This window comes from Blastococcus sp. OS1-29, from assembly GCF_057628075.1.
Genome location: NZ_JBXXJK010000003.1, coordinates 284,426 through 305,755 on the forward strand (window position 1 = coordinate 284,426; position 21,330 = coordinate 305,755).

The 21,330-nt window shown below is 69.6% G+C and carries 17 protein-coding genes and 1 tRNA gene; 6 read left to right on the top strand and 12 right to left on the bottom strand.

Annotation, left to right across the window (positions count from 1 at the left end; translation table 11 throughout):
* Positions 1 to 186: 186 nt before the first annotated feature.
* Entirely contained in the window at positions 187 to 5,673 is a 5,487-nt protein-coding gene (gene mobF / locus AC2H4J_RS09490) for a MobF family relaxase (protein WP_487464894.1), read from the bottom strand.
* A gap of 862 nt (positions 5,674 to 6,535) precedes the next feature.
* Here mobF and AC2H4J_RS09495 point away from each other — a divergent pair.
* The 3 genes from AC2H4J_RS09495 to AC2H4J_RS09505 all read left to right on the top strand — a co-directional run bounded on the left by AC2H4J_RS09495 (position 6,536) and on the right by AC2H4J_RS09505 (position 10,318).
* Complete coding sequence (locus AC2H4J_RS09495) at positions 6,536 to 7,504, top strand: hypothetical protein (RefSeq protein ID WP_487464615.1); 969 nt, start codon at positions 6,536 to 6,538, stop codon at positions 7,502 to 7,504.
* A gap of 133 nt (positions 7,505 to 7,637) precedes the next feature.
* Entirely contained in the window at positions 7,638 to 8,057 is a 420-nt protein-coding gene (locus AC2H4J_RS09500) for a hypothetical protein (protein WP_487464616.1), read from the top strand.
* 461 nt (positions 8,058 to 8,518) lie between these two features.
* The gene (locus AC2H4J_RS09505) at positions 8,519 to 10,318 is read left to right on the top strand and encodes a DUF6119 family protein (RefSeq protein WP_487464617.1); all 1,800 of its coding nucleotides are present in this window, start codon (positions 8,519 to 8,521) and stop codon (positions 10,316 to 10,318) included.
* Between the two features lie 244 nt (positions 10,319 to 10,562).
* Here AC2H4J_RS09505 and AC2H4J_RS09510 read toward each other — a convergent pair whose 3' ends face one another.
* The 4 genes from AC2H4J_RS09510 to AC2H4J_RS09525 all read right to left on the bottom strand — a co-directional run bounded on the left by AC2H4J_RS09510 (position 10,563) and on the right by AC2H4J_RS09525 (position 14,529).
* Positions 10,563 to 10,880 carry a hypothetical protein gene (locus tag AC2H4J_RS09510; protein WP_487464618.1) on the bottom strand — a complete coding sequence of 106 codons (318 nt, stop codon included), beginning with the start codon at positions 10,878 to 10,880 and terminating at the stop codon, positions 10,563 to 10,565.
* Between the two features lie 144 nt (positions 10,881 to 11,024).
* On the bottom strand, positions 11,025 to 11,756 hold the full coding sequence (locus AC2H4J_RS09515; protein ID WP_487464619.1) for a hypothetical protein: 732 nt from the start codon (positions 11,754 to 11,756) through the stop codon (positions 11,025 to 11,027).
* Positions 11,757 to 11,803: 47 nt separating this feature from the next.
* Positions 11,804 to 12,841 carry a hypothetical protein gene (locus AC2H4J_RS09520; RefSeq protein ID WP_487464620.1) on the bottom strand — a complete coding sequence of 346 codons (1,038 nt, stop codon included), beginning with the start codon at positions 12,839 to 12,841 and terminating at the stop codon, positions 11,804 to 11,806.
* Positions 12,838 to 14,529 (bottom strand): N-6 DNA methylase, encoded by a 1,692-nt coding sequence (locus tag AC2H4J_RS09525; RefSeq protein WP_487464621.1) that lies wholly within the window; start codon positions 14,527 to 14,529, stop codon positions 12,838 to 12,840. Before AC2H4J_RS09525 ends, AC2H4J_RS09520 begins: the two co-directional genes overlap by 4 nt.
* 233 nt (positions 14,530 to 14,762) lie before the next feature.
* Here AC2H4J_RS09525 and AC2H4J_RS09530 point away from each other — a divergent pair, with 233 nt between their 5' ends.
* Positions 14,763 to 14,915 carry a hypothetical protein gene (locus AC2H4J_RS09530; RefSeq protein WP_487464622.1) on the top strand — a complete coding sequence of 51 codons (153 nt, stop codon included), beginning with the start codon at positions 14,763 to 14,765 and terminating at the stop codon, positions 14,913 to 14,915.
* Positions 14,916 to 15,523: 608 nt separating this feature from the next.
* Here the strand turns inward: AC2H4J_RS09530 and AC2H4J_RS09535 are convergent.
* Complete coding sequence (locus AC2H4J_RS09535; RefSeq protein ID WP_487464623.1) at positions 15,524 to 16,138, bottom strand: hypothetical protein; 615 nt, start codon at positions 16,136 to 16,138, stop codon at positions 15,524 to 15,526.
* 11 nt (positions 16,139 to 16,149) lie between these two features.
* On the opposite strand from AC2H4J_RS09535, the gene AC2H4J_RS09540 reads away from it, so the two are divergent.
* On the top strand, positions 16,150 to 17,145 hold the full coding sequence (locus tag AC2H4J_RS09540) for a PIN domain-containing protein (protein ID WP_487464624.1): 996 nt from the start codon (positions 16,150 to 16,152) through the stop codon (positions 17,143 to 17,145).
* Between the two features lie 316 nt (positions 17,146 to 17,461).
* Here AC2H4J_RS09540 and AC2H4J_RS09545 read toward each other — a convergent pair.
* From AC2H4J_RS09545 to AC2H4J_RS09570, 6 genes are all read right to left on the bottom strand, one after another.
* A tRNA-Gly gene (locus AC2H4J_RS09545) sits at positions 17,462 to 17,535 on the bottom strand.
* A gap of 34 nt (positions 17,536 to 17,569) precedes the next feature.
* Positions 17,570 to 17,818, bottom strand: a complete 249-nt coding sequence (locus AC2H4J_RS09550; protein WP_487464625.1) for a hypothetical protein — start codon at positions 17,816 to 17,818, stop codon at positions 17,570 to 17,572.
* 45 nt (positions 17,819 to 17,863) lie between these two features.
* Positions 17,864 to 18,166: a hypothetical protein gene (locus AC2H4J_RS09555; RefSeq protein ID WP_487464626.1), complete on the bottom strand. Its 303-nt coding sequence runs from the start codon at positions 18,164 to 18,166 to the stop codon at positions 17,864 to 17,866.
* A complete protein-coding gene (locus AC2H4J_RS09560; protein WP_487464627.1) occupies positions 18,163 to 18,717 on the bottom strand; it encodes a DinB family protein in 555 nt (184 codons plus the stop codon). The genes AC2H4J_RS09555 and AC2H4J_RS09560 overlap by 4 nt, the downstream gene beginning before the upstream one ends.
* Positions 18,714 to 19,382, bottom strand: a complete 669-nt coding sequence (locus AC2H4J_RS09565; protein ID WP_487464628.1) for a response regulator — start codon at positions 19,380 to 19,382, stop codon at positions 18,714 to 18,716. Before AC2H4J_RS09565 ends, AC2H4J_RS09560 begins: the two co-directional genes overlap by 4 nt.
* Positions 19,379 to 20,485: a sensor histidine kinase gene (locus tag AC2H4J_RS09570; protein WP_487464629.1), complete on the bottom strand. Its 1,107-nt coding sequence runs from the start codon at positions 20,483 to 20,485 to the stop codon at positions 19,379 to 19,381. Before AC2H4J_RS09570 ends, AC2H4J_RS09565 begins: the two co-directional genes overlap by 4 nt.
* A 173-nt stretch (positions 20,486 to 20,658) precedes the next feature.
* Between AC2H4J_RS09570 and AC2H4J_RS09575 the strand changes: the two genes are divergently transcribed.
* Positions 20,659 to 21,327, top strand: coding sequence for a hypothetical protein (locus AC2H4J_RS09575; RefSeq protein WP_487464630.1), 669 nt, complete (start codon positions 20,659 to 20,661; stop codon positions 21,325 to 21,327).
* The last annotated feature ends 3 nt before the right edge of the window (positions 21,328 to 21,330 follow it).

A 21,330-nucleotide genomic window follows, 5' to 3' on the forward strand; every position in this document is an offset into this window, starting at 1 on the left:
AGGTAATCGCACTAGTCGGGCAGGCCGCGTTGCGGGACCCGCTGTGGGATGGGACATGGCAGCTGGCGGCCCATCAGGAGGTCGCCGCGCAGGTGGCGAGCATGCGATCGGACACCGATGGGATCGACCGCCGGGTCACGCTGGCTCGATCTCTAGCCGGTCGCCTTGTCTCCGCTAGTCGAACCCCTACAGGGAGTGGTGCAGGCCAGGCGGGGTGCTAGTCGATGGCCGTCCCATTTGACCCGTCCGGTGACGATCCTCGTAGGGGGGCGTTGAGCGGGACACCTGTGCGGGACCTGTCGTCCGAGGCGTCGCGGTGATCGGTTCGGTCTCGAGCACGGCCTTGTGGACAGTGCCAGGCGGCACGCCGAGGACCTCGGTGACCCGGTCGATGTGTGCCAGCCACCGACTGGCTGGCAGGGCGACGATGATGGCGCTCACGTCGCGGAGTGCAGCGCGCAGGTTCGCGGGGCTTCCGTCGGAAAGCGCAGCCGTCAGGCGGGCATGGAGGAGGGTGTCGGCGAGGCTGCTCGAGGCGTCGATGGCGCTCCGTAGCGCCGTGGCCCCTTCGCGGTGGAACAGGTCGGCGGGATCGATCCCGTCGAGCAGGGCGAGTCGGCGCGGGTCGTCGCCACGGGTGGTGAGCTGCCAGAAGACGCGTTCCGCCGCCTGCTTCCCGGCGGCGTCGTTGTCGGTGGCCACGAGGATGCCGGCGCCGTGGATGTAGGGGCCGAGGAGGTCTGCTTGTCGGTCGGTGAGGGCCGTCCCGAGGGCGGCGACGCCGACAGTCTGTTCGCCACCGGCCAGGGTGAGGGCGATGGCGTCCAGCGGTCCCTCGACGAGAGCCGGGGTGGCTCCCGCGGCTAGCGCGGCTCGGTTCTCGTGGAGCCCGAACAGGTGCTCGCCCTTGCAGTACAGGTCGGTGCCTGGGGTGTTGAGGTACTTGGGTCCGGCGGGTCCGTCGTCGGGTGCGGTGGGGTTGCGGCGGGCGATGAAGCCGACGATCGCGCCGTTGAGGTCGTAGATGGGAAAGGTGAGCCGGTCGCGGAACCGGTCGATCAGCGCTCCGGTGCGAGCGCGGAGGGCGAGGCCCGCGGCGAGCAGCTCTTGCTCGCTGGCGCCGAGGCCGCGCAGGCGGTCGACGAGCGCGGTCCAGCCGGCGGGGGCGTAGCCAGCGGTGAACCGGGAGTCGGCGATGAGGTCGGTGCCCAGCCGGTCCTGCAGGTAGCCCGCTGCCCAGGAGTCGAGGTAGTGGTCGGTGAAGAAGGCGGCGGCTTGGGCGTTGAGCTCGATGAGCCGGTCGCGGCCAACGATGGCGGTGGCCCAGAAGTGTTGCTCGAGCAGGTAGTCGGCGTCGTCGGCGACATCGACCGCGCCGGTGACGGTGAAGGGGTCCGGCGTGCCATACCGCGGCGGCCACGCCGGGGGAGGCGTGTCGTAGTCGGGGTCGAACGGCGCGTCCTCGTCGTAGGGCAACCCGTCCGCCGGGTCAGTGGTGGCGGTCGTGGGGGCGTGCACGGGCGGCAGAAGATGCGCATCGTCGGGTGGCTGCAGATCGGCCGGCAGGGGTTCGGGGTCGTGCACGGGGGCCGGGTCGGTGAGGGCGGCGATCTGGAAGACCAGCGCCTCGGCCAGCCCAGTCGCGTCGTCGGTCACTGCGGGCGGCAGGCCGGTGAGTGCGGCGGTGAGCAGGTCTGCGGGACGCCATCCGTTGCGGGTGCCGGTGGTGACCGCGGTGACTAGCGCCGGCCACGCCGAGTCGGCCAGCACACCTTGGGCCTGCTGGTCTGGGAGCAGATCCAGCAGGGCGGTGCACCAGCCCGGGCGGGGCCCGGCCGTGCCCGGCCCAGCGGGAACGGTGGCCGGGGCGACGTGGGGTGCCATCCGCCACCACAGGGCCGCGGCGGGCAGGTCGTCGGGCAGGGGACGTTGTGCAGCGACGGCGGCGAGCATTCCGGCGGCATCGAGACCGGCACGGTCGGCGGCGGCCAGCCGGTCGCGGAGTGCCGGCCAGTGCTCGTCGCGGCGGATGCGGGGGTCGATGCCCTCGGCGAGGGCGGACCACACGGAGCTGTCCCGGATGGGGCCGGTAGCGGTGACGGCTTCGTCCAGGCGTGTCTGAGATCGGCGTTCCGCAGCCGGCCGCCGGGGCGGTCCGGTGGGGCGCCGGTCGCTGTCGGGTACACCGAGCGCGGCGCGCCAGACGGCGAGGTCCGCATGCAGCGACCCGTGATCCGGGCGCAGGAGCGGTCTAGCCCAGGTGGGCGCGGTGGCCGCGGTCATGCCGGCGGTGTTCTCTCCGACCCGTGCCGCGCAGGCGGTGACGTGATCGGCGCGGGCGGTCAGATAGGGCCCCCACCGCGGATCGTCGACCAGTGAAGCCGGTATGCCGGGCAGCCACGGCAGCGGACCTGCCGGACCGGACACGGGCAGCCGGTAGTCGAGGACAGCCGCGGGGTCGGTCGCCGTCTCCAGTTCCCGCGCGTCGACCGCAGTCCTCAGGACGGCGAAAGGGTCGACCCCGGTGAGCGCGAGCAGCGCCAGGTGTCCGCGCAGCGTCGGCCACGCCGGCGCGGCGGTCAGCCCGGCGTGCAGGCGCTGGGCGGCGTTCTCCAGTTCTTCTGCAGTCACGGCACCCAGGCGGTGGTCGGCGGCGACGTGTAGCGCGTCGGCGTACCGGGTGGCGGCCTCGTGCAGCTGCTCGGCCGGATCAGCCATTGCCCGGCGGGCGCCGGCCGCGGAGGTCTGGGCGCCGTCGCGGGCCAGCATGCCGACCAGCAGGTCGGTGGCCGTGGGCGGGAACACGCCGGCGGGGGTGACGATGCTGTGCGGATCACCGTCGCCGATGGTGGCCAGGTACAGGTGGTTCGCGGCGCGCCCTCGGGACAGCGCCACATAGAGGAGCTGCCGGGACTCGGTGCCGCCGAGAACGGTGTGGCAGACCTCGGCGGTGACGCCCTGGGCGCCGTGCACCGTAGTCGCGTAGCCGAGCTGCACGTGCTCGGCGACGTAGCCCGCCGGCAGCCTGATCCGCCGTCCGGTGTCCGTGTGCACGACGTCGAGGGAGCCGTCGCCGCCGACGGCCCGGACGGCGAAGCGGTCACCGTTCTTCACCCACTCGGTGGCGGTGATCGGCAGCTGCCGGTTGTTGGTGCGGGTGATGATGGGGTCCCCAGCGCCGACCCGGGTGCCGTTTGCCAGCTCGACCTCCGCACCAGGTGAGGAGGCGGCGCGGCTCAGCCGGTCAGCCCGCGCCCGCTGGTTCAGCTGCGCGACCTGCTCCCGGGTGGCCGCCAGCAGCAGCGCGTCCACACCGCGGTCGCGGTCGGCAGCCCAGGCGGCGTAGGCCTGCTCGGCGCAGGTGGACCGGTCCCCGACGTGCACCCGGCCGGAGTCGAGATAGAAGCCCAGCCCGAGGGTTTCGCCCTCCCGTACGGCGACGGTGGCCGCGGCCTCGGCCGGGTCATCGAAGCGCACCACCTGGGTGAGGGTGACCGCGCCATGGGTGGCAGCGATCTCGGCCAGCAGGCCGCCGGCGGCCACCGAGGTCAGCTGCTGGTGATCGCCGACCAGGCGCACCGATCCGCCCCGCCCCAAGACGTATTTGGCCGCGCGGGCCAGCTCGACAGTGCCAGCCATGCCGGCTTCGTCGAGGACCACCAGCGTCGCCGGCCCGATGCCCGCGACCCAGTCGGGTGCTTTCCCGGCGTCGAGGCACCAGACGAGCTTGGTAAGCGTCTCGCAAGGAGCACCAAGACAAGCCCGCAGCCCGGCAGTGGCCACGGCGGAGGGCGCTAACCCGAGCACCGTCCCACCGCCGGCGGTCCAGGCGCGGGCCAGGGTGGCCAGTGCGGTTGTCTTACCAGCGCCGGCCGGGGCGAGGGCCAGCTGCATCCGGGCGCCGCTGCAGGCCAGCTCGCGGACCAGCTGCGCCTGGCCGGGATTGAGCTCCGCGCCGTTCGCCGTCGACTCAAGCAGCGCCAGCTCCACCGTGGCCGGATCGGCGCGGCGTCCCTCATGGCGCCCCGCGGCTGCCAGCAGCAGCGCCTCGGCGTCCAGCACCGCCCGGCTGGTGTGGAGCCGGGCTCCGGCGACGGTGTAGACGCTGGCGCCGTCCGAGCGGCGCAGCTCCGGCGGCTCGACCACCGGATCGCGGTCACCGAGTGGAACGGACAGGCGGGGGGAGAGTGCCTCCTCGGTGACCCGGGTGACCGCGACGTCAACGTCAGCGGGAGCCAGGGCGGCGGCCCGCACAACCCGCTCGGCCTCGGCGCGCACGTGCCACACCTGCCAGGTGGCCCGGGCAGCGGAGATGGTGTCCAGCACCCGGAAGGCGGCCGTCCGGACCCAGGCCTCGGTTACGACCGGGTGCGGAGACCCTCGACCGCCCAGCACTCGGCCCAGCATCCGGTCGACCCGGTCCGGGCTGCCGAGGACGCCCAGGGCTTCTCGCCGCCAGGTTGCCCGCTGTTCACCGAGGGAGCGTGGCTCGTGCTTGGGGCCACGCGTCTCCAGGGTTGCCTGCTGCGCCAGCGCGATCGCCTCCACCGAGGTGGGCGCCCGGCCGTGATGGCGCTGGAACTCGCCGGCCAACGCGCCTCGCCGAGCGTCGATGTCCCGACGCCGCGACGACCACGCGCTCAGCAGGCGTTCGTCCATGCCGACGATCTCCCGCACCGTCCGCCGGCCTGTTGTGGGGCCGGGACGGTCGGTGAACCGAATCCCGAGGCGAGTGACCAGGTGCGCCTGCAGCCGGGTGTCGTAGCGCTCGGAGGCGGCGACGGCGGCCTTGTGCAGCACCCGCCCGTCCAGCGCCCGCCAGCGCCCGTCGCGGGTCTGCACCTTGTTGCTCACCGCCACGTGGCTGTGCAGATCCGGGTCACCGGCGCGGGAGTCGCGGTGTGTGAACACAGCGGCGATCAGCCCGGTGGTCTCGACCTGCCGCACCCCGTCGGTGCCGAGCCGGGTGAAGCAGGCGTTGTCCTCCACCCAGGCCAGGGCGTCGGCGACCGCGGTGGCGTGGGCGGCCTCGATCTGCTCGGCCACCTCCCGCGGCGCCAACGCCCACAACGCCGAGACCGATTTGACCGGGGAGAAGGTTAGGTCGTAGCCGGCCACCGCTGTCGTCGCCGGCCGGGAGACTCGGGCGAGGAACCCCGACAACTCGCGCGCATCGCGCGAAGCGCGGCCGTAGGCCTCGTTGAACATGGTCCGGGCCAGGTCGCTGCGGATCTTCGCGCGGTCGTCGTGCGGAACCGAGGTAGTGGCGGGCTGCCCGCGGGCAGTGTTGAAGGCGGCGTACTCCTGGGCGCACCGCGCCCGGAAGCCGTCGGCTCGAGCACTGAAGACGAAGAAGGCTCGCCCGAGAGCGCCTGCGGCATGTGCCTCGCCCGGCGTCCGTCCGCCGGCCAAGGCGTCCTGCTCGAACCGGTCGGCGTCGGGATGTCGACCCTTACCAAAGAGAGACTTCATCTGTTCTTCGCCGACGAACTGGTCGGCGATCACTCCCCTGAGGCCGGGCAGGCCATTGCCAGCCCACCTCCCCGGGGACTCGCCGCGCTGCGAGTAGTAGTCGCCCAGCCCGACATGACCCCGCTCCGTCGCATCGAACGCCGCCACCTGCCGCGTGAGATAGGTGTAGCCGTCCCCGGCGGTCAGCTTGTGCAGCGTCATCACGCCCGCGGACCGTAGGGAGGCGGTCTCCACTTGGGCTGCCGTACTTCTCCAGTAACCCCGTGGCCCGAAAGAGCGACGGCCACGGCTTCGCTTACGGACCCTCAGGCCACCACCTGGGGCGGACCCTGTCCCATGCACGCAGAGCGCCATGGAGCAGCCTGCCGGAATGCAAGACGTGTGTTGCCTCGTGATCTTGAAATCTCCAGGTTCGTGATTTGTGTGCCGGCCGGAGGCGGCGTGACCCTTCTTCGCCGCTGGGGGGGACTCGAACCCCGTGCTGGCTGGGCTCACGTCGGCAGGCACGTGACGCTGCGGGGGAGCAGTCGGCGGGAGCCCATGGTCCACGACCATGGGCTCCCACCGCGTCGCCGGACAGCCACGGAAGAGGCACGGCGAGAGAAGCCGGCGTGCCAGAAGCGCCGATGTCGGCGTCAATGCGTACCGAGCGCGTAGGTGCTCACATGTTTTGGCAGTGCTTGCACTTTGGGTAGCCGTTGGTACCCGATCGACGGTTCGCCGGTGGGATCTGCTGACCGGACGGACAGTTGCCCTGGTCGTGATAGACGTCAGGGTCCGAGGGGTTTGTCGAGTAGTAGTTGCCGACCTTGGACACGAATCCTCCCTTCGAGGCCCCACGGTGGTGGCCTCGGTAGGGAGCTTGATGGTGACCACCGACAATTCCCCGAGGAGAGATCCAGGAAGTGCCGCGAGGCCGCTCAAGGACACCTGTGGACTGGCCAGCCAAACACAGGGGCGGGGTTGCTGGCGCAGCGCCGGGCCGCTGGGCCATTTCGGTCCCACGAGCGGCACGCGTGGACCCTCGACCGTCCAAGCAGGGCGGAGGGTTCAGCATGTGGACATGTTGCCGACCGCTGTCATCAACGCCGCCAACGCTGCTGTGGGGGAGGTATCGGTCAATCCTGCTGAGGTCCATGGCGAGGGAGGCGCGACGCAGCCGGTGCTGATCGTGCCGGTGGAAGTGCGGCTAAACGCCCGCCCGAAGGAGCAGCAGCTCGCGGTGCTCTCACTCGAGGCCGACCTGGCCGAAGGGAACCAGCCCGGCCTGGGCCACCTCGGCACAGATATTCGGGACCTGCGGCCGGGAATGCAGGTGGTCAGCGCCGATTGGGGTGCCCCGCGGACCCGGGTGGAACTTCGGTTTCCGCTTCCCCGTCCGGTGTTGGAGCGACTGGAGAGTCATCGGCACCAAAGCGAGGGACGACTGCCGTTGACGCTGAGCTTCCGTGTCGTGCTCGCCTGGGTTCGGGCGCACAACGAGATCTCACAGCCCGTCGATGCCGGAGTTCCGTTCGACCTGGGGCACGGGATGCTGGCCGACGTCACCCTGATTTGGAGCCCTTCCGTGGGTGACCTATCGTTCTTGGTGGAGCAGAGCACCTGGGTCACTAAGGTGCTACCGGCGCTAGGTCACGACGCGATTCGGCTTATCGAAGTGCGGCTGCCAGCCGAGCTGGACGACCCGCGCGCCCGAGGGGCGTTTGCCCGGCAGCTGCGGCATTTTGACCACCGCGGCTACCGGGAGAGCGTCGCCGCCAGCCGCGACCTACTGCATGCCTGGGAAAAGCGCCTGGGAGCCACGCGTGGTCACCCCGTGGCTGCGGTCGTGGCCGAGGCGCAAGGGTGGAGCGAGGAAGACCCCCGGAGACGATTCCTTGATCAGCTGTGGGCAGCGGCCAAGGACCTCTCCAACACCGTGCTACATGAGGCCAACCAGCCAACGATGCTGGATCTGGGTGAGTTTGAGACCAGGGCTCACCTTCTGCTCACCGCCGCACTCTCGGAATGGCTGACCCGGCTCACCGATTAGGCATCGGTGACGGGGATGCACCTGTGGTTATTCAGTGCGTGTTGTTATCTCAAGACTGTCGGACCCCTCGCCTAGCTTCTGAATCACACCCCGCGTGTCCGACGGGGACAGCCCGCCAACGGAGGCCCCACTGATGACCGACGCCGACGACGTCCAGAAGCTGATCGACTGGTACACGCAGCACGGCAGCTCGATCGACGCCCTGATCGCAGGTCACCGCGACTACACCGCCGCCACCCGACGGCTCGGCACTGAGCCAGTCCTCGACACTCTCCGCCGCGCCCAGGACGCGATGCATCGGTTCGTCACGATGATCGAACGCAACCAGTCGCTGCCCCGCTTCGGCGTCGCGCTCAGCGACGACCACTACCAGGCCGCACTCGATCACTACCGCCGCGCTGGCAACACACTTCTCGCTGTGCGGGCCCACGACGCCGAGGACAAGATCGCCCGTGAGATCAGAGTCGCGGCCGACGAGCTCGCCGCCGGTACCGACGAACTCAACGCGACAACCAAGACGATTAGCGAGCTTGCCAGCCGCCGGTCCGCATGAGCCGGGAGCACGCCGGCGATGCGGCGTGGTAGCGGCGACCACCTGTCACGTCCACCGAAGAACTCGGACGCGCCGAGTGGGCGCTCACGATGTCGGGCGTGGGCAGCGGGAGCTCGTCTCCGGGTTCCTGGGCGAGTGGCAGCAGGTGGTTGCGGAGCTGCGTCCATCGCGGCGAACCGTGCTCGCCGCCGCCGGCCGCCTGGCGACATTCGGCTGACTGAACCGGCGATCGATCACCACCCGACCACGGACGGACCTGTCCAGACTCATCCACTCCCGCCGAGCGCCAAGCACGCGCACATCCCCGTCGGGCTCTCGTCGTCCCGGCCGGGGTGGGCCGCAAGAGAGCGCTTCTTCCGACGCGACGCAAGCCATCGCCGGCACCTGCCACTCGGTGTTCTGCCAATCGCCGAGCTGACCTGGGGTTGTAGCGGAGCGCGACCATAGCAACACTTCGACGTATGCCACGCCCGCTGTCTCTCACGTCCAGGACGAGCCTTTACCGGCTGAAGGACCTACCGAATCTTCTCGACGCCGTGCGGGAGCAATACCGCGAGCACGATAACTTCGAGGTCACGCACCTGCGCATCAAGGGGCGGGACGCGCTGCTGGTGCGCGGCAGGATGGAGACGCCGACCGTTAGCTGGGCGGGGACTCTGCACGATCTGACGGACCAGACTGTCGATCTCGGCAACAGCACCGCGGCTGCGGTCCTGTTGGTCCGACCGCAGGTCAACCCCGCCTACCTCGACGAAGCCGAGGACGAAGACAACGAGGACGAGGCCCTCGACATCGAAGATGACGAGGAGTCCGATGACGCGGTCGACGGCGAAGCCGTCGTCGAGGAGCCGGAGACCGTTGGCGATGACGTGGTCGAAGAGGAGGAGACCCACGACGAGGAGATCTCTATCGGGGCGTGGGCGCTCACCTACGGCATGGGGTTCCAGCTGCTGGAGATGGCCAAGGTCGACTCTGGTTTCGGCCAGCGCATCGCCCTCCGAACCGCCGATCCGCGAGAGCTGAGGTCGCTCACCCGGACGACTCTCGATCAGCGAGCGCGAATCGAGCGGGCGTCCATTCCGGCCGGCGATGACCTCCGAGGCTTCGGGGCGGGGGCGCTGGGGGAGTTGGTCACCCGTCTCGTGGCCAAGGCCGATATCTCGACGCTCACCGGGGGGAACAAGCCGATCCGCATCCGGGGCGCCGACGCGCTGAGCGTCCCCCTGGGAAAGAAGCCCGGCCAGCTGGTCCGGGACCTGGACGAGCTGGGCAAGATTCTCCGTCGGAAGGTGCCGGACAGGGAACTCGCTTTGCTCGAGCAGCTCGTGGCGGTGAAGACTCCTGAGGTTCTCGCAGTCCTGGAGGACCGGCTGGCGGAGGCTCTGGCTGAGCCGGGCTCGTACAAGCTCGGTTTGTCGTGGCCCCACGAGCGCATCGACGAGAACGGCACGCCGACGTCGTTCAGGATCCGCGGCGGCGGGCGCAAGTTCGCCGGGGGGCAGGACGGGGAGCCAGACCTGCGCGCCGTCCTCGATCCACTGCAGGACGTCGACGCCGACAAGCGAGTCGAGCGACTCAAGAAGATGGGCGTGCAGCTGTTCTCGGACGAGGGCGCCAAAGAGCCCATCAGCGGGTCCATTCCGGCGATCCGGTGGATCGCATTCGAGATCGACCAGGACGGCAAGCGGTACTGCCTCCACGACGGCAGCTGGTACCTCATGAACCAGGACTACGCGGAGCGCCTGCGGGTCCAGGTGCAGGCCATCTTCGATCGAGATCCGGGGGTGCAGCTCCCCGAGTGGCCCAGCGACACGCATGAGGACGGCTACAACGAGCTCGCAGCCGAGGCGGTTGACGGCATCTGTCTAGATCGGAAGCTCATCAGGACGGAGATGCATAGGAGCGGCATCGAGGTCTGCGATGTCCTCCTTCGAGACGGGACGCCGGTCCACATCAAGGAGTTGTCCGGCTCCTCCGCGGCCAGCCATCTCCTGGCGCAGGCGCTGGTCTCCACCGACGCGCTGCTCTTCGACCAGGAGGGCATTGACAAGTTCCACGAGAGGGTCAAGCAGGCAGGATGGGACCCCGACGATCTGCCCCTGAAGCCGGACAAGGTGGTCCTGGGCGTCGCGCGGAAGGGGAAGACGATCCAGGCGAAGGACCTCTTCACCTTCACGCAGGTCACACTGGTCCGTCAGGCTCAGGCCCTCGGCGCCCGGGGCGTCCAGGTCGTCGTCGCCTCGATCGACCGCCCGGAGTGATCAGCTCGGCGGATCGCCGCAGCGCCACGACATGGATCTCGATGCCACTGAGTGACCGCGCTGACCCGGCCGGCCTGAGGTTCGGCATGACAAAGCGCAAGACCGAGACGAGCCGCGGAAGTCGGTAACCAGCCGCCTCGGCTGGCCATGTCGAGGAGCGTCGACGTGACCGGATCATGACCAATGGCGCCGAAAACAGGGTGTTCAGGGGGCAGAAACGGGGCCTGGGCTCAACCGCCGCCGGCTACTCCGAGAAGTAGTCCGGGGCCAGGCTCCCCGGCCGGTCATCCGGCGTCCGGGTCACGTCCACCAGGAAGACGTGCAGACCGTTGTCGAAGCGCCCGTGATGGTCGTAGCTGACCCAGATGTCCTCGAGGCGGTACCGCCGGTAGTCCTTGGGGTACATGACCCCCGTGCCGATGGACAGGGGCGCAGGCGGGCCCTCGTCCTGCCAGTTCGCGACGCCGTTGATGTAGTAGGTGACTGGCGAGGGAAGTCGCTCATGACCTCGCAGGTAGGGACTATTGACTCTGGCGGCCGAACGGCGCGAGCTGACGGGCATCACCAGCAGAGCGGCCCTGTCTTGTCGGGTCGAGGGCGGTCAGTGAAGTGACCCCATGGAGACGGAGGCCTCCAGACTTGGCAGCCGATGAACTCATGGACCTAGCGATCGAGATGGCTGCCTCCGATGAGTCCGATGACGAGGTCAGTGGTCCGCAACAGCGCGGATTTCCCGAGCCATCCGCCGCAAGGCGTCGTCGAGAGCTAGTCCTCTCGGGGGGCGGACAGGCACGTACGTCGTGCGCCCCGCCGCCGTAGCTAGGTCAGTCGGCCGGTACAGGACCAGTCCTACGCCGTTGGCGTACGAGTTGTTGAGCATCTGCGCCTGCGCGACCAGTTGCTCATGATCGTAGTTGTCCGCCAGTCGCAGGCCGAAGAGAGCGTAGAAGGCCGGCGGCTGCCGTTGAATCCAGGTTGCGATGTCACCGATCGGCTCAGCACGCCCTTCGGGAGCAGCAAGCTTCAGGTCGATCACGTTAAGCGCAATCTCGCGGATGCGCTTAGGTAGGTCAGCGGTACCCCGTCGGCCCCTGATGTGCTGGGACGTCTCGTTCCGCGGATGCTGTGGTGTGCCGAGCATCTTGGTCTCGGCGATGACGAGCGGCGCCCCGGCCGGCGGGAAGCAAAGGTCGACGTCAACGTTGTCGAGTAGGACGCCGGGGCGCTTGCCGCGCTGGATGATCGGCAGCCCGGTCAGGTTCTGCAGCAGCCTCGCGGTCAGTTCGTTGAAGAACTTGCCCTTGCCCTGATTGTCCCCGCTGGTCCACTCGCCTCCGGGTCGAGCGACCTCTGTGTCGAAGGCGCTCATGGCGGCGATGAAGCGAGCTTCGATGGCAGAAAAGTCGGTGATGGCCTGGTCCTCGACTGCAGTCAGCAACTCAGCGAAGAGTCCAAAGGCGGGGCGCTCGCGACGACGAGGAGGCATCAGCGGGGGTTGGGGTTGGCGCGAAGGCGTCGGGCTTCGCGGTGGAAGTTCACCGGACTGTTGTCCAGGACGCGGTTGACAATCGTGGCGAAGAAGACCTCCGGCCTCAGGTTCTCCGGCACGGCTTTGCGGTTCAGTTCAACGTTCGGCAGGGACCGCAGGCGCCGGTCTAGCTCGCTCTCAGGTAGCTCCAACGGCAACGGCTCCTCGGCGGCCAGGCCGTCACTAGCGAGTCCGGCAGATACCAGCGGATCTTCTCCGTCGTCATCGTCGTCGGACGGCGGAGCCACGTCGTCGGACCAGTCGGGGATGACGAGGCAAACGGCGTCATAGGCGTCGTCCTCCCGCCCCAGCTTCCCGAGCAGGTCGATGATCCAGGCGGCGACGTCCTCGAACTGCGGCGTCAGGACGGTGGAGCGCAGGCTAAAGAAGAAGCCGAGCGCCGCCTGGGGGTGCCGGCTACGCAGGTTCTTGGCGTCGCCGTAGCTCTCCTCGACGCGGTTGGCGGCGTTCTTACCGAACGATGAGTCCATCCGCTTCGTCGAGATCATGATCTCGGGCCCGGTGTTCCACGCCGACATCACGACATCGACCTGCTTGACGTAGTTTTTTCCGAGGATGTTGGCGCTGGCGCCAGTCTCGTTGCCGTACGCCTTGCCGGACTGCAGCATGCCGTCGAGCACCCGGCGCTGCTCCCGCGTTGCCTCGCGGCGCAGCGCTACGAGCGTGCTGGGCAAGATGCGCGGCGGCGTCGCCCGCGGCCACACCAGATCGGGCTCGAAGCCAGCCCGGCGAAGCTCGTAGGCCGTCCAGACATCGAGGGCCAAGGCAGGCACGCCCGACTGCGAGGGCGCATTCAGGAGCAGTGGCACCCCGAGTAGCTGCTGCAGTACGGAGTAGTCGGGTTTGAACCACAACCCCGAGGCGTTCTTCCACCATGGATTGCTGGCAGGCAGGCCGTTCTCGTGGGTTGCGCGTTCGACGATGCGGTCGAACAGTGTCCAGGCCTGCGCCTTGAGGCTCTTGTCTTCGCTCACGGCAGGGGCTTGACCTCAGCGCCGCGGGCTGTACGCCGGGCGGTCAGCTCGGCATGGCCCTGTCGAAGCGCCTTCACTTCCGATATCGGGAGTCCCAATTCGCCGATCAGAAGCACGTCGTCGATTACCTTCGACGCCTCCAGTAGCTGTCCAGTGGTGAGGAGCCGTGCGACCGTGGAGCGCTCATGACTGAGTGCGGAATGCGCGGCCTCAACGACGGCGGGAGCGGGCACGGGAAGCGCATCGGCTTCCCTGGGCTCCAACTTGAGCATGCCACCGCCGTATGCGCGCCCGACGATCTCAGCTCCGAGCAGTGTCATCGCGTTAAGTGAGGCGAGTGGCAGGAGTTCCTTGCCGAGCTTTCGGTACTCGGGCTGCAGGTATACGCCGTGCACGGAGTTCAGATGATGGGCTCGCGCCTTGTTGGTGGAGAGGCGCGGCGTATCCGCATTCATGTAGGTCAAGAAGAGATCGGACGGTGCCACCAGCGGCGTCCGCCACCACGGCTTGCGCACCCTGCACTTGTAGGCATGGTGGACCTCCAAGGTCTTGCCTTCTTCGATATAGGCCCAAGCGGCGTCGGATGGCTCACCGGCCGGTCGGAACAGCCAGACCGCTGAGCCAGCCGCTCCGAGCTCATTGAGCGCCGCCGAGGTGAAGTCAAGGCCACGCAAATGCCGGGAGCCGGGTGGTGACAGCCGTACGAGATCCGACGGCTCGAGGCCGAGTGCAGTGACGCGCGCCCGGTTGAGCGTGAAGTACTTGTTGTTGCCGGTGACCATGCCGAGGGTGGTGTCGCCCCATGTCTCCAGCGGCGTGAACGACGCACTGCCGAGCAGGCTGGAGTAGGCCCCAAGCGTCTCGCTCGTCAGGAGGCTGGCCGTCCACTTGCCGCCGGGCGGGATGGGCCGCCACAGCCGCGGCGTCGTGGTGTTCGCGAGGTCCTCGGCGTTCTTGGCCTGGTAGATGCGGCAGTGATCGGTCGGCCCTTCGCCGTAGCCGTCAGCCAGCAGCAGAACGACCTCCTCAAGGACGCCTGGGAAGACGCGCTCCTCGAAGACCACCAAGTCGACCGTCGCGAACTTGTCCATCAGGAAGCGGCGGACGGCGGTGGCGTAGTTGACCGTCAGAAGCTCGGCTGGAAGCACCAGGCCCAGTCGGCCGCCCGGCTTTAGGAACTGCGCGGCATGCACGGTGAAGGCGGCCCATGACGAGGCCAGGCCGGTCAGCGACACCCCGGCACGCAGCGCCGCTTGGCGCGACCGGGTCCGGTTCTCCCCGGAGAAGTCCTGGTAGCGCACGTATGGCGGGTTACCGATGACCGCGTCGTAGCTGGCGTGCGGCTCGACCGTAAAGAAGTCGCCGACGGTCACCGTCGCCTCGACGCCAGCTGCCTGCAGCAGCTTGCGCGCAGCCTGGGCTGACTCCTCATGCAGTTCGACGCCGTCAAGGTGCGGCAAGACGGTCTGACCCCTGCCCGTTGCCTCCAGCGCTGCTAGCCGATCGACTGCTGCCAGCAAGAAGGCCGCCTCACCACAGGAGGGCTCCATGACCCGGTCCTCGACCGAGCGGACGGCCCAGTCCGTGATGTAGCGCGCCAGGGCATCCGGCGTGAAGAAGGCGCCCCGCGCCTTGCGGAGCCGGGCTGTGTCGGCTTGGACCTGGACGGCTGTTGAACGGAGCACCACGAACGTCAGTCTGGACTACGCCGCCGACGGGAACCCCTGGCGACACGGAGGCGGCGAGGGACGTCATCTGCCCAGACACCGTGCTGTACGACTGCCGGGAGTACGCCGCAGCGACGGAGTTCCTTCCGCTTCCGGAGGCGCTACTGGCAACCGAGGCCGGCCAGCGACTGGTGGCCGGAAATCCTTAGGGGCTGCCGGTCGAGCTTCCCTGCCCGACGGGCAGCACGTGCGGTGTGCCGGAGTCGCCCAGCGGGCGGGATGTCGTGGCGGGCAACAACCTGGTGGATCTGCAGCACAACATCACGATCTGCGGGGACGAGTCCCTGTGGTGGACCTCCGTGGAGGACGGCGGCCGCGGGTGGACCGGCGCGCCGAACACGCCCTGACCGTCCCGCGTGATGGCCAGCGGGGTCTCCGCCCCGGGCACCTCGGTGGTCGTGACCGATCGGGTCGCGAAGTCATATGGCCGGGGCGACTCGATGAGCCGTGCGACGCGGATGAGCCACGGCAGGCGGTGGCCCGCCGGACCGGCGTCGAGCAGGTCCGCGGGCCGGCCTCCAGAACGTTGCGCCGGCCGCCGAGGCCTGGAGTGCCTGGGCTGCGTTGCGCGGCGACGATGGCGCGGCTCGGCGCCTGGGCGCTGGGCTATAGACGTACTAGGGGATGGACTTCGCAGGCTGTTCAGTGAGGCGCTCGGTGGGGAGGAACGCTCCCTTCCGGGTGAGGGGGCATGCCGGGGATGCAGCCTTCTGCGGAAAGCCCGCGATCATGACCAGGTGGGCACCTACGCGGCAACGACGGCGCTGCCGTATCCCCACCTGGAGCGGGCGACTGCGGGCCTACGGGCCGAGTTGCGGCATCAGCTGCTCGCCGCCAATGCCGATGAGATCCCTGACTGGTCGACGCTCGAGGTGCGGGGGCCGGTAGAAGTGGCCGACGGGCGGGGGCGCACCTGGTTTGAGTACGGGGCAACAGTGACCGGTCGCCTGAACGCTCACGGAGTACGAGCGCCCTTCGGGTGAGCTTCCGCGGTTACGACCCCGCGGGTCTGATCGCAGGTGGGGCAGTGCCGCACGTTGGTCGTCCACTGCCCGTGCGACTTGTGCTGCGGGACGTCGATGACGTGATCGCAAGTCAGGGTCAGGCGCCACGGCCGTAGCTCCGCCGGATCCGGTCGGCTTGCGCGGAGCAGCGTGCCGAGCCGCTCCAGCTGCCGCTCGCTGAGCGGCGGGGGAGGGCAGCAGTAGCCGCAGTGCAGTGCGCGGGATCCCGACACGCTCCAGCGGTGACTGCGGCAGTCCTTGTGGCGGGCGGCGAAGTCGGCCTGGGCGGCGTCGTACTCGCGCTTCTCCTGCTCGGTCAGCTTCATGAGCGGCGGCCAGTAGCCGAGCCCGTCGATGATCGGCTGGTCGCAGCCGCGACAGACAACGCCGGCCTCGATCTCGTCGCGGGTGAGCTGGGTGCCGTTGGCGTCCCACTCCCGACGCTTGCGCTCCCGCCGGAGGGCGTCCTCCTCCGCCGCGATGGCAGCGCTGCGGCGGCGCGCGGCCGCCCGCTGAGCCTTCTGCTCCTCGGTCAACCGGGCCATGTCGCCTCCGGGGTAGGCCATACGGTGCGATCGTGCTCCATCTGCTCGTTGACACCTCCACCTGGCTCGACCTGTGCAAGCGTCGGGACGGGCAGCGCTGGATCGTCGCGCTCCGGGTACTCGTTCACCAGGGGCAGGTGGAGCTGCTCGTCCCCCGCCTCGTCATCGACGAGTTCGAGCGGAACCGGGATCGGGTTGAGACGTCGATGACGGCGAGCATCGCCCAGCGGTTCAAGCTCATCAAGCAAGACCTCGACGACTACGGCGGGACGGCTCAGGAGGAGGCTCGCAAGCTGGTTGCGGATCTCGCCCGTCATGTGCCGCTCATCGGCGCGATGACGACCCGCAACTTCGACGAGGTGCTGGTACTGCTCCAGGCGGGTCGTGTCATCGAGCCCGGCGACGAAGAGAAGCGCCGGGTGGTCGAGCGTGGCCTGTCGAAGCAGGCGCCGTTTCACCGGTCCCGCAACAGTGTCGCCGACGCCTTGCTCATCGAGCTCTACGCAACGAGCCTCCCCGGCGTCGACCTGGACCAGGAGCCGTACGCGTTCATCACGAGCAACAGCGACGACTTCTCCTTGCCCAGCGGAGACGCCCGGCAGCCGCATCCCGACCTCGCCGTTCTCTTCGCGGTGGACGGGTCGACCTACGGGCTGGGAGTCGACGGCCTCAATCAGGTCCTCCTGGACCACTTTGGCGACGAGATCGAGGAGTTGTTCGCGGAGACCTACTTCGAGGAGGAGCCCCGACGACTGGATGAGATCCTGCAGGCAGAAAACGAGCTATTCGACCGCATCTGGTACCACCGGTCCCTCCAGCGCGAGTACCGGCTTGAGGACGCGAGAGACGATGCGGGGATAGACCACCTTCTCGCGATTGCGGGTCCAGCGCGTCAGCGTGTCGAGGCGACGTACACGGAGCCTGGTCAGCTTGGCCCATACACGGACTTCGAGCTGGGCATGCTCAATGGCAAGCTGTCGGCCCTCCGCTGGGTCCTCGGCAGCGAATGGGACTTCCTCGACACATGACGCGACCTCCGGAGCCGTGACGCCCAGCAGGCTTGGAGCGCCTGTCCGCCGCTGGGTCGGCCGTCTCGCCTGTCCGCGGAATCGGCCCCCTTCGGTCTGCCAGTCGGGTCACGTGCTGGTGTCCTCGCCTGCACCCAGACTCCTGTGACTCTTCTGAGTCCCATGGCGGCGGGTTCCACGGTCGTGCCTTACACGTGCCTTAAGCAGCGGCCAAAGCCGGTCATCAGCGGCAAGCAGGGGTCAGCGCCTCTGGGCACGGAAGGAGCGGCTCTGCCTGGGTGAGCTGCGTGAACGCGCATTTGGGCTGTTCAGAACTTGGAGCGGGTGACCGGGATCGAACCGGCATGGCCAGCTTGGAAGGCTGGGGCTCTACCATTGAGCTACACCCGCGGGGTGCCCGGACAGCCTAACCGGCGTCCTGGGGTCAGCCGCCGAGGCCGGTCTGCAGGTCCGGTCGGTGGAGCACCCGCGTGGCCCTGAGCGGCACTTCTCCCTGTTCGGTGGCGGTCCAGTCGACCTCCACGACCTGGCCGGACCGGAGCACGTCGTCCCCCTCGACGACGGACGCGTCGACCCAGCACGGGGCGGGCAGGTCAGGTGCCTCGATCAGGCCGCTGTGCGACGCGTCGTCCCACCGGATGACGGTTCCGATCGTGCTGCCACTGCTCGCCACGGGGCGAGACTCCCGCCGACGAGCGCCCCTGACAAGGGCCACGCGTCAGGGCGTGTGTCGGCCCAGCCGGCGCAGGAGAGGGCCGATGCCGGCCTTTTGGTGCCAGCCACGCCGGATCACGAACCGCCGCGCTGCCCGGAGCACGTCCCGAGCACGGGCCGCCGGCGACGTCCGCAGCGCGTCCTCACGGCCGCGCGCCTGCTGATGCAGGAAGTGCGCGCACCGCAGGCACACCGCGACCTCGGGGTGGCTCCCCAGGCGGACGACGGAGCTCTCCGGCCGCTCCTGCCCGCAGCACCAGCACGAGATCCGTCCACCGGTGTCATCGATCGCCGGTTGCGCCGTCATGCCGCACCACCTCCTTGCCGGGCGCCGCCCGCGGAGAGCGTGAGCTGACGGCGATGGTGCTCGAAGTGCAGGCTCGGATAGCGGTACACGTCGGCCAGTGTCATGTACCTCGTGAAGTAGGGGTCCCAGCTGGTCGGGAAGGGCATGCCGCGCTCCAGGCTCCGGGCCGACCGCCGGTCCAGCGACCGGCAGAGCGCGCCGACGACGCGGTCGCAGAGCCGGCCCATCCGCGTGGCGTCGAACACGCGGGCGCCCAGGCGCGATCCCCAGTAGTTGACGGCGTGGAACGGCCGCCGCACCGAGTCGAGCAGGGCAGCGAAGCCCGTGCCGACCGGCGTCGGCAGGGAACCCATCAGGCGGACCAGCGGCAGCAGCGTGCGCACCACCAGGAAGCCGAAGACCATGTGGAAGAGGAGCTGCTCGTTGGTCCATCGGGTGCCGTTGCTGCGGCGGCGCAGATCTGCCGGACCGGCCGACGCGAGCAGTTCGTGCAGCTGCCGGCGGCACGCCTCGAGTTCACCCGCGACGGCCTGCCGGTCCACGGCGGTCATGGTTGCGATCCTCCCGCGACGACGATCCCGTGCTCGTAGCCGTAGATGACCGCCTGCACCCGGTCGCGGACGCCGAGCTTGGCCAGGATGCGGGCGACGTGGGTCTTCGCGGTCGCGTCGCTGATGAACAGCCGCGCGCAGATCTCCGGGTTCGACAGGCCACCCAGCATCAGATCGAGCACCTCGCGCTCGCGCGGCGTCAGCTCGGCCAAGGTCGCCGGCGGCGAACGGTGAGAAGCAACCGGCTGCCGCGCGAACTCCTCGATCACCGCCCGCGTGACCGCCGGCGCGAGCAGCGCCTCGCCACGCGCGACGATCCGCACCGCCCCCACGATCTCCTCCGGCGGGGCGTCCTTGAGCATGAACCCGCTCGCCCCGGCCCGGAGCGACTCGTACACGTACCCGTCCAGCCCGAACGTGGTCAGGATGAGCACCCGCGTGTCCGGGTGGGCCGCGGTGATCCGGCGCGTGGCCTCGATGCCGTCCAGCACCGGCATCCGGATGTCCATCAGCACGACCTCGGCAGCACACCGCCCCACCAGCCGGACGGCGTCCTCCCCGTCCCCGGCCTCACCCACCACCTCGACGTCCGGCTCGAAGTCCAGGATCTTGCGCAGCCCGACGCGGACCAGCGGCTGGTCGTCGGAGATCAGCACGCGGGTCATCGCGTCGGCAGCAGGACGCGCAGCACGAAGCCGCCGGCAGACCCCGGTCCCGTCTCCAGCTCGCCGCCGTAGAGCGCGACCCGCTCCTGGATGCCGGCCAAGCCGTGCCCACCGCTCGGCAGCGCGGCCGACGCCCCGGTGCCGTCGTCGGCGATCTCCAGCGCCAACGACCCGGGCCCGTACCGCACGTGCACCCGGACGTGCGCCCGCCCGGCGTGCTTGAGTGCGTTGGTCAGCCCTTCCTGGATCACCCGGTACGCCGACAGCTCGATGCCGACGGGCAGCTCCCGCCGTTCGCCGTCCACCCGCAGCTCCACGGGGAAGCCGGCGTCGCGCAGGCCGTCGACCAGCGCCGGCACCGCGGCGAGGCTCGGCTGCGGGGCCAGCTCGTCGCCGTCGTCCCCACGCAGCATGCCGACCAGGCGGCGCATCTCGGTCAGCGCGCTGCGGCCGACCCGCTCGATGGTCGACAGCACCTCCCGCGTCGACTCGGCGCCGTCGTCCAAGACCCGCCGCTCGGCGCCGGCCTGCACCACCATCATCGAGACGTGGTGCGCGATCGCGTCGTGCAGCTCGCGGGCGATCCGCGCCCGCTCGTCGACGACGGCCTCCCGCCGGGCCAGCTCCCGTTCCCGCTCCGCGAGCTGTAGCTGCCGGTCGCGGCGGCCCACGATGATCCGCAGGAAGACCATCACCAGGACGACCACGGCGGTGAAGTCCCCGATCGCGCGGAGCTCCGCAGGGTCACCGAGGCCGGGCCCGAGGTCCGAGACCACGAAGAAGAGCACCCCCGCGACGAACCAGGGCCACGTGGTCCACACCGCCAGCGCGTACAGCGCGCAGAACCACGCGACCGTCACGCAGCCGGCGGGGAGATGCGTGACCTGCCCCTCGACGACGAGCAGCCCCTGGACGACGATCCCGACCGCCGCCGGGAACCGGCGCCGCACCGCGACCGACGCCGTCACCAGACCCGCGACGAGGATCGCCGACACGAGCGGCCAGCCGCGCGCCGGGGAGAACGCGACCTGCACCTGCGCGCCCACGAACAACAGCGCGGCGAGGACGAGATCCAGCCGCTCCGGGGCGAGGCGGAACCGCATGGACGAACGGTAGAGCGGACGGCGTCCCGTGTCGTCGTTCGATCGACTGACGCCCGCTCGCGGCAGATCAGCCGGTCGGACGACGCCGAAATGGCCTCCTCGGCCGACGACGGCACCTGCCCGCGCTCCCTAGCTTTCGCGCTGTCCGAACGACGAGCAGGGAGGAAACCGAGATGAGCACGAACGAGACCGAGGGAGCGGCGCTCCGGCGCTTCGCACCGCTGGCCGGTGTGCTGTTCGCCGGATCGACCATCGCGGGGGACCTGACCATCGGCCCCTTCCCCGACGGATCGACCCCGGCAACCGACCTGCCGGCCTACTACCGCGCGCACGGTGCGCAGGTGTCCCTCGGCGGAACGCTCATGACACTGGGCGCCGTCTGCTTCGCGGTCTTCGCCGCCGCGGTGTGGGCGCGGCTGCACAGCGCGCGGGTGCCGGCGATCGTCGCGGGCGTCGTCCTGCTGGGCGCCGCGGCGGACACGATGGCGGACCTGACCAGCGGCGCCGTCTACCACCTCCTGGGCGACCTCGGTCGCGACCCCGCCGTGACCCAGCCTGCCCTGCAGGCGTGGCACATCCAGGGTGCCGAGTTCGGCGTGAGCGGGGGAGCGGTGCTGTTCCTGGTCGGGACCGCGGTGGCGGGGATCGCCTACCGGGCAGTCCCGCGGTGGCTGGCCTGGAGCGGTCTCGTGCTCGCCGTCGGGCTGCTCGCGCCGTCCCCGTTCGGCTTCCTCGCCTCCATGCTCTTGCTCGTGTGGGCCGCCGCCGCGGGGATCGCGCTCGCCGTGCGTCCCGAGCCGGTCGCCGTCCGCTCCCGGGAGGTGCCGCAACTGGTCGGCTGAACG